Genomic DNA, 12,852 nt, shown 5'->3' with positions numbered 1-12,852 from the left:
GCCGCGCGCTGAACATGCTGTGTGAGGAGGCCGGCGCAGCCGCCCGCGAATGTGGCCACGGGCGCCTCTCTGTCCAGGTGTCGGATCGCGCAAGCACCGTACGGGCAGAGCTGTCCGACAGCTCTCCTAGCGTCGGTCGAATGGATGACAACGAAGAGGACCTGCACCGCGTGCAGATCACCGCCCGCGGCCCGAAGGTCGGGATAGAGCTCGACGGGAAGCGGGTTGACCCAGGAGCTTTCAAGGGCTATGCGATCAGCCAACAGGAGGGAGAGTCCCCGCAAGTCGTGCTGTACGCCGGGGACTGGACCGAGACGGTCTTCGAGGGACTGGCCCGTATCGCAGTGGCCGATGCCCTTGACCCTGGCCCGGCGGCTGCGGTCTTCCTGGCGGCGATCGATCCTGGGGAGTTGGAGCGCGCCGCGTTGGCCCGGCCCGACCTCGGCACCGGGCCGCGTTCGCTGACGGAGGCGATGCTCACCCAGCTCCAGGAGTGGGCTCGTGGCATTTGATGTAGAGGGAGCGCGGCGAGTCGTTGACCGCGTTCTCGACGACAAGCTGGAGGCGTGGCGGGATAGCGCGGGCCGTACGGACGACGTGCTGGACGAGAACACGGGCAGGCTGGTGCCACCGGCGCCGGATGAGGAACTGGTCTGGGACGGGCTCGGTGCGGTGATGTCGCTCGGCCGCCCGGCGATCACCCAACCCGTCGGAGGGGCCGTCGCCGTCGAGCCGCCGACCACCGATTACCAAGCGGTGCTACCCGTGGACGCACCTGCGTTGAGGCGTGACGATGTGATCCGCGTTGCCGGTTCGGTGCGTCGCGGAGGCCCCCGCGACCCGCTGTTGATCGGGCGCCGGTTCCGCGTCTCCGACGAGGCGGTCGGCACCTACAGCGTGGTGCGCATCGTGCGGGTCCAGGTGATCGACTGATGGCCGCAGCGAACCCGCACCCCAACGCCCACCCGGACGCGACCGCGTTCCGGGACCCGATCGCGCTGGCCGCCGCGCTGGCCCGGATGGGGCCGGCGGCCCGCGCCCGTACGCGGACGATCACCCGTCATCACGCCATGCTGCTTCGGGTCCGTATCCGGCAGAACGCGAGCGGCAGGCCAGGCCCTAACGTGATCACGGGGCAGTACCGCGCCTCGTGGGACGTGCGGATGCGGACTGGCGGCGGCGAGGTCACCGCCGAGGTTTTCTCCGATGCGCCACAGGCCAGGCGGCTGGAGTACGGCTTCGTCGGCGTGGACTCGATCGGTAGGCACTACCGGCAGCCGCCGTTCCCACACGTTGAGCCCGCGTTCCGGCAGACCGAACCGGCGTTCATCCAGGCTCTGGCGGACGGCGTGCTGCCGTGACCGCACGTCTGCCGGTCACCCGCGCGCTCGCCGCCCTGGTCGAGCACACCACCGGCCGCCCGTGCGGTATCGGTGAACTCCCGCGCGTGCAGGGGAAATCTGGCTGGGAACCCGCAGTCGCCCCGTACACCGTCCTCGACTCGCTGCCCGCTGAGTTCGGCGGACCGCCCCTGTGGGACTGGCACGCGGACGCGGCCTGGTCCTACCAGGTCACCTCGGTCGGAGAACGGGGCGACCAGGTCGAGTGGTTGGCCGACCGCGTCCGTGCCGGCGTCGTCGGCCGTACGGACGGCCATTGGACCCACGACCTTCTGATTTCCGAAGTGCGGGTCATCGACCGGGAGTTGACCTACGACGCCGGTGGGGAACCCTCAGTGTCCGCGGCAGGCGCTATCGTTTCCTACGTGCAGCGGGTCACGATCACTGTGACCCCGGCATGAAGAATTGCTTCTTCTGATCCTCACCGCGGAGGCCCGCGCGGACGCTAGGCCCCAGGCCAGGCGAACCCCCTTTGAACCTCAAGGGGCAGGGCCTCGGCACGGGACGCTGCCCCAGAAGTGGGAGCGGACCTGTGTCCACGAGCACGAAGAAGACCCAGACCCGATTTCTGCGGCGCGGCATTTCCAAGATCCTGTGGTCGAAGGATCTCAACGACCCGAAGTACCCCAGCCGCCGCGAGATCACCAACGCGTTCGGCCTGACCGATGCCGTCTCGGACATCGAGGGCTGGGCGCTGGAGAACGACCCGATCGAGACCCCCGACATGGGCTCGACCTTCAACAGCTCGATTCCGGGCAACGACAAGGCGGACAACTCCAGCCTCACCTTCTACGAGGACCGGTTCTCCGACGACATCGAGCAGCAGCTCCCCAAGGGCGCCAAGGGCTACGTCATCCTGCTCCGCAAGGGCGACCTCCCCGGTTCCCGCTCGGTCGACGTGTTTCCCGTCCAGGTCGCCACCCGCGCCGCGACCTACTCGACGGGCAACGAGGCCGCCAAGTTCAAGGTTGACTTCACGATCACCGACGAGCCGTCTCTTGACCGTCCGGTGCCGCAGGCGCACCCCCGGCCGCTGCCGGACGAGGACTGCGACGACGACCACGGTCACGGCCACCACGACCACGACGGCGACCACGTGGACGTGACCGTGGTCAGCACCACTAAGACCAAGACCGAGGCGACGGTCCGCGAGCACGACGCCGACGAGGGCTGATCATGTCGCGCCCTGCCCAGGCCAAGCGCCCGTCCCCCTCCGCCACGACGGCGGAGGGGGCGTGGTCGGACAAGATGGAACGCCTCCGCCGCCGGGCCCGCCCGCAGAACCGGCTGCGTATCTGCGACGACGCCGAGCTGCGCCAGCGACACGACGACGCCGAGCAGGCCGCCCGCCGTACCCGGTTCGTCGCCGAAGCCAATCCCGGTGACGACCTGGCCGAGCGCCAGGCCGCCGAGGCCGACACGGCACGCGAACAGGCCCTCCAGGCGCTCGATGCCGCCTCGGAGTTCCTGATCTTCCGTGCGCTGCCGCGCCCAGTGCTGGAGGAGCTGATTGCCCAGCACCCGCCGACCGAACAGCAGGCGGAGGAGGGGGCGATCTTCAATGCCGACACCTTCCCCGCCGCGCTCGTCTCGGCGGCCTCCGTGGACGGCATGAGCCGCGAGGAGGCCGAGGAGCTGCTGAACGGCTGGTCGGCGCCGGACGCGAACGCGCTGTGGGACGCGGCCTGGCAGATCCAGCAGGAGAGCCGGGTCGAGCTGGGAAAAGGCTGAGCTGTGACGCCGGCCTGCGCGCGGAGCTGGAGCTGTGCGAGCGGTTCCAGATCCCGCACTCGCAGTTCCTCGGTGGCGACGGCCGCTGGTCCGACCTCGACCGCGCGAAGGCCCTGGCCTGGTCGGAGTGGCAGCGGGCGGTGTGCCCGGAGTGCAGCACCCGGCTGGAGGAGTGGGACCGCACCCGTGGTGGTGACCCCCACGCCTACGTCACCGACACCCTGCGCTGCCCCGGCTGCGAGCTGATCGAGCAGGAACGCGACCACGTCCCCCAGGACCGGTCCGGCTACGGCGTGAAGATCCAGCTCCTCCCGCGCGAGCAGTACGAACAGCGCCCCTGATCCACCCCCGCACCACGTAAGGAGGCCGCCGCGGTGGCCGGGTTCACCCTCACGGTCGCGATGCGCGCCGAGGTCCGCGACCTGATCGCGGGAACCCGTGCTGCCTCCGCACAGATGCGGACCCTGGGGGACCGTACCGACGCCGCGAATCGATCCCTGGCGCGATTGGATGCCAACGGGGCCCGCCTCGCTTCGCAGTTCGCCGCGCTGAATCGTTCCGCCCGCGGTGCCGTCGGTGAGCTGAACCGGATCACCGCCCGCGCCGGGGCCGCCCGTGCGGCGCTGCGCTCGGCGGGGGACGACGGCGCTCGGTCCATGTCCCGGCTCCAGCGGGCGACCGCCGGCGCCGGACGGCGCGGCATGTCCGCCACCAACATGCTCGCCGGTGGCGGCCTGCTGCTGGGCGCGGGCGAGATGATCCAGGAAGGCAACCGCTACCAGAAGCAGATGAATCTGTTCCGGGCGGTCACCTCGGCCACCGCCTCACAGATGAAGCGCGCCTCAGTCGTGGCGCAGGAACTCGGCAACGACCTGTCGCTGCCCGGTTCGACGGCGGCTGACGCCGCCGAGGGCATGGTCGAGCTGAGCAAGGCCGGTTTCAGGGCGGACCAGTCCATCGACGCTGTCCGGGCCTCACTCCAGCTCGCCTCGGCGGCCGACGTCAACGCCGCCACGTCGGCCAAGTACCTGGGCGACATCATGGACCAGTACGGTCTCGGCGCCGACCAGGCGGCACGCGCCTCGGACACCCTGGCTGCCACGGCCAACAACGCCTCGGGCTCGATCACCGACATCTACTACTCGATGCGGTACGCCGGGCCCGTCGCCAACGCGCTTGGCGTCTCGCTCCAGGACACCGCCGCCGCGGTCGGCATGCTCGGCAAGAGCGGCATCCTCGGGCAGACCGCTGGAACGAGCCTGCGGGGAATCTTCGCGAACCTCGCGGCGCCGACCCCCCAAATGCAGGGCGCTCTCAAGGACTTGGGCATCGACGCCTGGGACGCCGAGGGACGATTCCGCGGGCTCCGGGTTGTCATCGACGGTCTCTCCAAGGCCGAACACGACCTGTCTCAGAAGGACTTCACCGCCGGAGTCACCAAGGCGTTCGGCAAGCCCGCGCTCAGCGGCGCGGCAGCTCTCGCCCACCAGGGAACCGAGTCCTTCGACGCGCTGTCGGTGGCGGTGCGCCAGACCGGTGCTGCCGCGACCATCACCGCCTCGCGCGGCCAGGGCCTGACCGGCGCGATGACCCAACTGCGCACCCAGGCGCGGCAGACCGGTCTCGCGCTGTACGACGGCATGGCACCTGGCCTGGAATGGGTGACGCGCCTGCTGACCCGCGGCATGGCCGGTGCAACGCCGTACCTGACCACTGCGCTGGAGTACGGGCGCAACCTCGCTGTGCTGTACGGGCCCGAGCTGAAGGCCAAGACCAGCGCAGGGCTCGGCGGGCTCATCCATGAGGCCCAGGCGCTGATCGGCCCGCTGAAGGAGCTGGGTGAACACACGCTGGCCACCGGCCTGAACCTGCTGATCAACGCGGGCCGCACGCTCGGCGACGTTCTGCGCAACGCCGCCGACGGCGCAGAGCCGATCCTGAAGGCCATCTCCGGAATCGGACAGGACGGCGGCGCCGCAGCCGGCACGCTCGACATCATCGCGACCGTCGCCAACTTGGCGATGGACGCGGTCTCCGGACTGTCCGCCGTGCTGGTTCCCATCGGCCATGTCGTCGGTGGTCTCGTCAGCGCCTTCGGTGCGCTGCCCGCCCCCATCCAGTCGGCGGCCCTGGCGATGCTGCTGTTCCGCCGTGCGCAGCCGGGCCTGACCAACCTCGCCAACACCGTCACCGGCCCCGTGCGCAGCGGCTTCACCAGCTTCAACCAGCAGATGCGGGTCCAGCAGAGCCTGGCCGCGAGCGCGGGCGTATCGCTGTCCCGGTACGGGGCGGCGTGGGCCGCGGTGCAGGCCCGCGTCGGCTTCCTCGGCAACATGACCGCCGCGTTCCGCAGCGCGAACGGCGCGGGCGTGACGTTCATGGGGACGATGAACGGAGTGACCCGCGCCGCCGGTTCGGGCCTGCGCTCGGCCATGTCCGGCATCTCCGGTGCGCTGGGCGGGCCATTCGGTATCGCGATGGCCGGAGTCTCCGTCGGCCTGGGGCTCCTCGCGGCCCGCCAGCAGCGCGCGGCACAGGCAGCCGCCGAGCACCAGTCCCGGATCTCCTCCCTGACCTCCGCACTGCGGGAGTCGGGCGGCCAGATCAACAGCAACGTACGCGGGCAAGCCGCTCAGGTCCTGCTCGACACCAAGGTCAGCCAGGGCCAGCTGACCAAGGTGATGGAAGACGCAGGAGTGTCGGTGGCCTCCCTGACCGACGCCTACCTCGGCCAGGGCACGTCCCTGGACGCGCTGCAGAAGAAGCTCCAGGCCACAGCCGACCAGAACAAGGAGTACGTCGACAAGGTCGGCGGGAAGGTGAGCACCCTCGAATACACCGACGTCGGCCAGCAGTACAAGGACGCCGCCGACGCCCTGGGCAGCGTCAAGGGTGAAATGTCCGAGTCCATCAAGAACGCGAAGGAACTGGCCAAGGCCACCAAGGGCGCGGGCGACGGCACCTCGGCGTACGACCGCCTCAAGGGCGCGGTCGGCGGCCTCGCCGACGAGACCGCCGACGCCGACACCCGCACCCGCTCCCTCAAGAGCGCCCTCGACCTGCTGTCGGGCGGCCAGATCTCCCTCCAGGCCGCGAAGGCCAAGGTGAACAGCGCCGTCCTCGACCTGAAGGAGGGCGGCAAGAACGTCAACCGAGACCAGGGCTACGGCGGCAAGCAGCTCGTCAATGAGGACAAGACCCTCAACACGACCACGCGCAACGGCCAGCAGCTCTACACCCAGCTCACCTCCCTGTCCGACGCGGCGGCCGACGCTTCCGTCGCCACCTTCGACCTGGCCAAGCGCAACGGTGAAACCCTGCCCGCCGCGCTCTCCAAGGCCCGCGGGGAGATGAGCCGGGCACGAGCAGAGGCGATCCGGGCCGCCCGCGGCTACGGACTGACCAAGGCTCAGGCCGAGGCCGTTGCCGACAGCCTCGGCCTGCTGCCCTCCAAGGTCAGCCTCCTGCTCCAGACCAAGGGCATGGACTCCACCCTCGCCAACCTGATCGCCGTGCAGGCCGAGTTCCACCGGCTGCCGAAGGCGAAGATGATCAAGGTCGACTCGCTCAGCGACGGCGCACAGAAGAAGCTCCGCTCGCTGGGCTTCACGGTCAAGACGGTGCCAGGCACCCGGCAGATCAAGATCACCGCGCCGACCGCTGGAGCGAAGAAGAACCTGGACATCTTGATCGACACGCTCGGCCGGACCCCGAGCAGCAAGAACGTGAAGGTGTCCGCCGCGACCGCCGCGGCGATCAAGAGCATGGAAGCCGTCCAGGCGAAGATCCGAGCCACGCCGGGCGCGAAGTCCGTCGTCGTACGGGCACCGACGGCCGAGGCCCGCAAGCAGCTGGAGGCGCTGGGGTTCCGGATCGAGAAGGTGCCCGGATCGAAGAACGTCAAGGTCAGCGTGCCCACGGGCGGACCGCGCAAGGCGGCGGACTCTATCCAGCAGCGCATCGATGCCCTGCGCGGCAAGGAAGTCACGGTCACCACCCGGCACGTCTCGATCTTCAGCCAGCTCGCCGAGCAGAACACCAACATCGCGGACGCTATCCGGCGCCAGGCCGACGCCCAGGCCCGCGCCGCCAAGAAGCACGCCGATGGTGCTGTTGTCGACTACTTCGCCGATGGGGGCATCACCGGCGGGCCGCGCCGGGAACGACACGTCGCGCAGATCGCACCGGCCGGGAGCTACCGCATATGGGGGGAGCGGGAGACCGGCGGGGAGGCTTACGTGCCTTTGGCCGCCGCCAAACGCGAGCGGAGCAAAGCGATCGTGGAGACCGTGGTCGACCGGTTTGGCGGACAGGTCGAGTGGTACGCCACCGGCGGCGTCCGGGGCGCCCGAGGCCGCGACTACAGCCCGATGCTCGCTGGCTCCTTCAAGCAGGCCCGCAGCGTCGCGGCCATGGCGGGCGTCGTGCGCTCCTTCGACCTTCGCACCGGCAGCGACCGTGCCCGCACCCGCGTGGTCGACGCCCGCGCCGGCGGACGCGTCCAGGTCGTCGTGGTGCGCGAGCAGCAGCCGCTGATCGGCTCGATGCCAGTCACCGTCACCGACAGCGGAGCCACCCCCGAGCAGATCGGCACCGAAATGATGCGCACCCTGCGCAACGCGCAGCGAGGCGGGAGAGTTTGAGATGAGCACAGCCAAGAAGCAGAACCCGCCGCAGCTGGCCCCGTGGCAGTACGAGATCGGCGGTGTCGTCCTGGGCACCGGGAGCTACGTCCCGATCGGCGACATCGAAGGGCTCGGCTCGCCCGCGACACGGCCGCAGGACGCCGACAACCCGAACGGCGAGGGCTCCTCCTCGGGCAGGGACTTCTACGGTCCGCGCCCTATGCGCTTCGAGGCGGGCATCAAGACGCCCGGGGACCCGGTGAAGGCCGCCGAGATCCTCGCCCGGCTGGAACGGGCACTGGACACCCCCGACGCGCGAACCAGCCCGGACGGCCGTCACGTTCTGCGCGGCCGGTGGCCCGGACACTCAACGCGCCGTCTCTACGGGCGGCTTCGCCGCATGGAGGCCACCAGCACCGCTACCGCCGTGCACGGATGGATACCCCTGGACATCGAATTCGTCGGCCTGGACAGCCCGCGCTGGTATGAGGACGAGGTGTCGAAGCTGACGCTCGGCCTCGACCAGGCCGCCCACGCGACCAGTGCCGACCGCACCGTTGACGAGGCGGTGGGCCGCGCCAGCGGCTGCCGCCCCTTCGAGCCGGAGCGTCGCCCGGCCGACGATAGGCCCGGCTGGGTCACCAACCACGGGGACGTGCCGACCTACCCGAGCCTGCGTGTGCACGGACCGGTCACCGCCCCGCGGATCTGGAACAGCGCCACCCGCCGCGTCCTCGAACTCGACCTGTCGCTGCGCGAGGGCGAGTGGGTGGAGCTGGAGACCCGGCCCAACACCTGCTGGGCCCTGCGCAACGGCACCGTCAACGTCGCCAACGACCTGAGCCCCGCGAGCCGTCTCGACCTGTTCACGCTTCCGCCCGGTCGGTCCGAAATCGCCTGGACCGCGACCGACCCGTCAGGCACCGCGCGCCTCGAGGTGGCGTGGCGGTCCGCGTACACCACCCTGTGAACGGAGCACTCGTGACGCTGCAACCCCCCATGATGGTGCGCGGGGCCGACCACTCGGCCCGTGCGATGCGCCTGATGATCCGCGACCTCGCCCGCGGCCGGCAGGGTGTCGCCGAAGGCGAGGACCTGAAGGTCCGGCCGCTGGAGACCCCCGGCCCCGGTATCCGCGTCGGTGACGGCTCGGCCCTCATCCACGGCGCCCGGCCGTGGCAGGGGGCCTATACCCAGAGCAACATCGGTGACGCCAGGGTCGATGTCGAGCCCACCGGTGCGTTCGCACGGACCGACCTGATCGTCCTGCGGATCGAGGACCCCGAGTGGGAAGGAGAACGCGACCCCCACACGCAGGAGATCGGCTACTTCCACGTCGTCAAGGGCGTGGCCCATGACGCTACCGCCGTGCCCGCGGACATGACCGGCCTCGTTCTGGCCCGCATCGCTCTGCCGCGCAACACTGCGGCGATCACCGCCGGGATGATCACCGACCTGCGACAGCTCGCGAATCCGCGCACCGAGCGCATCCTGCGCACCGTGCACCCGACGAAGACGGAGGAGGTGCCGGGCAAGCACGGCCAGTGGGCGGCATGGCCGCAAGAAGCCGCCTGGGATCTCGACGTCCCAGCCTGGGCGACGACGGCCACCGTCGTCGTCACGCTGTCCGGCCTGCGCTCGGAGGCGGGGTCGGTGTACGCCGAGCTGCGCACCCGCCTCGGGGAGCGCGCCGCAGCGCCGACCGTCGTGGACGACGACGGGACCACCACCCGCCGCTCCAGCGCGACCCTGGCCGACACCCTCGCCGTGCCGCCCGCCTACCGGGGCACCCGCCAGCGCCTCGCCGTCGAGATCAACCAGAACGACAAGTACGGGGACGGCAAGTTGACCGTGGCCAAGGGCACCACGGCCGTGCTCGACATCGCCTTCACAGAAGGGCCTGCGTGACGATGGCCAATTACCGCTACATCGTCGTGCGGGCCGCGACGGGTGACGTCCTGCACTGGAACCTGCCGCTGAGCGAAGTGGAGTACGGCCCGGAGATATCCGGCCCCGGCTCTCTGAAGGCGAGCTTGCCGACCGCGCTCCGCCGCTCGCTGAGCGACACGCTCGACGCCGGCGACACGGTGCTGCTGGTCGAGCGCAACGCCCGCCTCGACTGGGGCGGCATCCTGTGGCGCGCCGAACCGGAGGGCAACACCCTGCCCGTCGAAGCGTCCGGCTTCACCAGCTACCTCCACCGCCGATTCGACCTGCACGGCAACCTCGACGGCCGCGGCCCGTACATCGAGGCAGACCCCTGCCAGGTGATCCGCGACGTGTGGGCCTACGCCCAGTCCCAGCCGGACGGCGACCTCGGCGTGAGCGTGGACGACACGAAGTCGAAGGCGAAGACCGGCACCGCCAAGGACCCGTACACCACCTCCAAGACCGACCCGCGCAACCTCGGCGACATGGTGGACGAGGTGGCCGAGATCGACGACGGCCTGGAATGGTCGGAGTCGGTTACCTGGCGCGGGCGCCGGGCCGAGCGGCGCATCCTCCTCGGCGCACCTCGCCTGGGGTGGCGCCGGGAGGACCTGACGTTCACCACCGGCGCGAACGTCGTCGGCACGCCGCACGTCATCAAGGACGCCGACTCCTACGCCCAGTGGGTCATCGGCCTCGGCGCGGGCGAGGGCAAGAAGCGCAAGGTCGTCGTGGACGGCGTCCGCAACGGCCGCCTTCGACTGGAACACCGGCTGGAGACCAGCGAGAAGAATGAGGCGAAGCTGAAGCAGCGGGTCCGCCGCGAGCGGCTGGCTCGGCAAGTGCTTCCCTCGCTGACCGAGCTGGAGATCACCGACCACCCCGCGGCTCCCATCCACGCACTACAGGTCGGGGACGACGTGCGGGTCCGCCTGTTCGAGCCCCATACCGAGTTCGACGGCTGGTGCCGGATCGTCGGGTGGACGGTGCGGCCCGGCGAAGGCGAGACCGCGGAGCGCGTGACGCTGAAGCTGGAGCGCACGAACAAGCCCGAGGACGAGGCGGGCGAGGGAGAGGAGCAGTAGATGCCGGACACGATCGCCACCCTCGGCCGCCGACTGGCCAAACTGGAGCGGAGGGTCACCACGCTGGAGCGCGCCCGCCGCGCCCCGTACCCGGAGTGGCGGGACCTCCCGCTCACCGGAGACACCGCCGTCCCGGACGAGGACCAGCCACCGCAGTTCCGCGCCAACCCGTGGAACACAACGGAGTTCTGCGGCCGGATCGGCCTGACCGCCGGCCAGGCAACGGACGAGCAACTCGTCGCGCTGCTGCCGGAGGGGTACTGGCCGGAAGCGCCGCGCACGGTCGACGTCGCCTCCGACGCCGCGCGCCGCGCCCTCCAGCTCGACGTCGACCCCAAGGGCCTGGTGCGGCTGCGTGTCCAGGGCGGCGGCAGCGTCCGAGCGACCTGGGTCAGCCTCGACGGCACGACGTTCCGCACCGACCACGACGACTCCTGACCGGCGGTGCTGCGGCCCCAGCCGGAGCACCGCCGGTAGCATGACGCCCGGGTGACCCTCCACCCGCTTCGCACTCCCGAGGGACCGGACCGCCGCGGCGGCCACGGCCGACTGCCATCCGGCGCAGGGGAGATGGACGAAGCGCGTGGCTACACCGCTGAGCGCGGACAGGTTCTTGTCCGTACTGAAGGGCGCCGGGCTCGGCGTGGTCGAGCACGGGAAGTGGCGCACCCACAACCGCAACACGCACGGCAACTGGGGTCCCGCGAACGGGATCATGATCCACCACACGGGGCCGTACAGCTCCGAGAAGGACATGGTGGAGCTGTGCCGAACCGGCTATGAGGACTTGCCGGGACCGCTGTGTCACGGCGTGATTGACCGCTCCGGCACCGTCCACCTGGTCGGCTACGGACGGTGCAACCACGCCGGGATGGGTGACACCGACGTTCTGCTCGCCGTCATCGCGGAGAAGACGACTCTTCCGCGCGACAACGAGGCGGATACCGACGGCAACCGGCACTTCTACGGTTTCGAGTGCATCAACACCGGCAGCCAGCCGTGGCCGGCGGCCCAGCTCGATGCGATGGCTCGGGCGGCGGCGGCCATCTGCCGCGCGCACGGCTGGAACGAGCACTCCGTCATCGGTCACAAGGAGTGGCAGCCGGGCAAGCCTGACCCCGGTGGCATCGACATGGACGACTTCCGCGCCCGCGTCGCCCGGCACCTCAAGAACGACGGCAAGCCGAAGCCCGACCCCAAGCCGAAGCCGAAGCCGGACCCGAAGCCCAAGCCGAGGCCGACGCCGAAGTATGCGGCATACCCAGGTGCCCAGTTCTTCCGAGAGGGGCGTTCCTCCCCGGTGATCGCCGCCATGGCGAAGCGGCTGGTCGCGGAAGGGTGCGACTCCTACGACACCCCGCCCGGCCCGGTGTGGAACGAGGCGCACCGCCGCTCCTACGCGGCCTACCAGATCAAGCGGGGCCACCACGGTGCCGACGCCGACGGGATTCCCGGCCCGCAGACCTGGGCGGATCTCCGCGTTCCGCATCAGGCCAGTGCCGACCCGGCCTCTACGACCCCGAACCAGGAGCACGATCCGATGCCGCAGGCCCTTGCCGATGTCGCTGAGCGCACCATCGCCACCTACCTTCAGTCGCTACTGGGCCTGATGGCCGCCTCCAGCACAACGGACATGGTGTCGTTGTCGGCGTGGCAAGCCGCCGCGGTCTCCGCGATGCCCGCTGCGCTCAGTGCGCTGAAGTCCACGCTCGGCACCGTGCTCGGAAGGCCCGGCACGGCGTCGTGGCTGCCGATGAAGCGTGACCCCGCTACCCCCAAGCACTGACCGGCGAATGAGAGGAGAGGAGGAGACCGTGCCGGAGGGACAGGTCGCGCTCGCGCTGGCCGAGCTGCGCCAGACTCTGGAGGTCGGGTTCGCCCGCATCGACGGCCAGCTGGCCCTGCTCGTGCAGCGCAGCGACCAGACGGACAAGGCTCTGGAGGAGCTGGAGCAACGAGTGGCCGCGCTGGAGAAGACACGGTGGCCGCTGCCGACCGTCGCGGTGCTGGCCAGCATCACCGCCGTAGTGCTCACCGTGGTCAGCCTCGTGCGGGCGTGAGACGCCCCTGGGTGGGCTAGGA

Annotated in this window: 13 protein-coding genes and 1 pseudogene; all 14 read left to right on the top strand. The window is 70.3% G+C overall.

Going from position 1 to position 12,852, the window contains the following annotated elements; translation table 11 throughout:
• Positions 1–140 precede the first annotated feature (140 nt).
• On the top strand, positions 141–512 hold the full coding sequence (locus AC07DS_RS03445; RefSeq protein WP_479142264.1) for a hypothetical protein: 372 nt from the start codon (positions 141–143) through the stop codon (positions 510–512).
• Positions 502–933, top strand: a complete 432-nt coding sequence (locus tag AC07DS_RS03440) for a DUF6093 family protein (protein WP_479142262.1) — start codon at positions 502–504, stop codon at positions 931–933. Before AC07DS_RS03445 ends, AC07DS_RS03440 begins: the two co-directional genes overlap by 11 nt.
• A complete protein-coding gene (locus AC07DS_RS03435; RefSeq protein WP_479142261.1) occupies positions 933–1,361 on the top strand; it encodes an HK97 gp10 family phage protein in 429 nt (142 codons plus the stop codon). Before AC07DS_RS03440 ends, AC07DS_RS03435 begins: the two co-directional genes overlap by 1 nt.
• Positions 1,358–1,801 (top strand): hypothetical protein, encoded by a 444-nt coding sequence (locus AC07DS_RS03430; protein ID WP_479142260.1) that lies wholly within the window; start codon positions 1,358–1,360, stop codon positions 1,799–1,801. Before AC07DS_RS03435 ends, AC07DS_RS03430 begins: the two co-directional genes overlap by 4 nt.
• 131 nt (positions 1,802–1,932) lie before the next feature.
• Positions 1,933–2,574 carry a phage tail tube protein gene (locus tag AC07DS_RS03425; protein WP_479142259.1) on the top strand — a complete coding sequence of 214 codons (642 nt, stop codon included), beginning with the start codon at positions 1,933–1,935 and terminating at the stop codon, positions 2,572–2,574.
• Between the two features lie 2 nt (positions 2,575–2,576).
• On the top strand, positions 2,577–3,131 hold the full coding sequence (locus AC07DS_RS03420) for a hypothetical protein (protein WP_479142257.1): 555 nt from the start codon (positions 2,577–2,579) through the stop codon (positions 3,129–3,131).
• Positions 3,074–3,472, top strand: coding sequence for a hypothetical protein (locus AC07DS_RS03415; protein ID WP_479142256.1), 399 nt, complete (start codon positions 3,074–3,076; stop codon positions 3,470–3,472). The genes AC07DS_RS03420 and AC07DS_RS03415 overlap by 58 nt, the downstream gene beginning before the upstream one ends.
• A 33-nt stretch (positions 3,473–3,505) precedes the next feature.
• The gene (locus AC07DS_RS03410) at positions 3,506–7,774 is read left to right on the top strand and encodes a phage tail tape measure protein (RefSeq protein WP_479142255.1); all 4,269 of its coding nucleotides are present in this window, start codon (positions 3,506–3,508) and stop codon (positions 7,772–7,774) included.
• A 1-nt stretch (position 7,775) separates the two neighbouring features.
• The gene (locus AC07DS_RS03405) at positions 7,776–8,726 is read left to right on the top strand and encodes a phage distal tail protein (protein ID WP_479142253.1); all 951 of its coding nucleotides are present in this window, start codon (positions 7,776–7,778) and stop codon (positions 8,724–8,726) included.
• Positions 8,727–8,737: 11 nt separating this feature from the next.
• On the top strand, positions 8,738–9,664 hold the full coding sequence (locus tag AC07DS_RS03400; protein ID WP_479142252.1) for a hypothetical protein: 927 nt from the start codon (positions 8,738–8,740) through the stop codon (positions 9,662–9,664).
• Positions 9,661–10,770, top strand: a complete 1,110-nt coding sequence (locus AC07DS_RS03395) for a hypothetical protein (RefSeq protein ID WP_479142250.1) — start codon at positions 9,661–9,663, stop codon at positions 10,768–10,770. Before AC07DS_RS03400 ends, AC07DS_RS03395 begins: the two co-directional genes overlap by 4 nt.
• Positions 10,771–11,208: a hypothetical protein gene (locus tag AC07DS_RS03390; RefSeq protein WP_479142249.1), complete on the top strand. Its 438-nt coding sequence runs from the start codon at positions 10,771–10,773 to the stop codon at positions 11,206–11,208.
• Between the two features lie 145 nt (positions 11,209–11,353).
• Positions 11,354–12,262: pseudogene (locus AC07DS_RS03385) on the top strand (peptidoglycan-binding protein); the annotation flags it as partial.
• A gap of 322 nt (positions 12,263–12,584) precedes the next feature.
• Positions 12,585–12,830 carry a hypothetical protein gene (locus AC07DS_RS03380; protein ID WP_360822716.1) on the top strand — a complete coding sequence of 82 codons (246 nt, stop codon included), beginning with the start codon at positions 12,585–12,587 and terminating at the stop codon, positions 12,828–12,830.
• Positions 12,831–12,852: the final 22 nt, after the last annotated feature.

It is taken from the genome of Streptomyces sp. NPDC044064, assembly GCF_056434245.1.
The sequence above is the reverse complement of the archived record's forward strand: the minus strand, read 5'-3'. Positions and strand labels throughout refer to the sequence as shown.

Coding starts and splice junctions, on each gene's coding strand:
- AC07DS_RS03435 (WP_479142261.1), top strand. CDS start 933: ATGGCCGCAGCGAACCCGCACCCCAACGCCCACCCGGACGCGACCGCG.
- AC07DS_RS03390 (WP_479142249.1), top strand. CDS start 10,771: ATGCCGGACACGATCGCCACCCTCGGCCGCCGACTGGCCAAACTGGAG.
- AC07DS_RS03445 (WP_479142264.1), top strand. CDS start 141: ATGGATGACAACGAAGAGGACCTGCACCGCGTGCAGATCACCGCCCGC.
- AC07DS_RS03420 (WP_479142257.1), top strand. CDS start 2,577: ATGTCGCGCCCTGCCCAGGCCAAGCGCCCGTCCCCCTCCGCCACGACG.
- AC07DS_RS03405 (WP_479142253.1), top strand. CDS start 7,776: ATGAGCACAGCCAAGAAGCAGAACCCGCCGCAGCTGGCCCCGTGGCAG.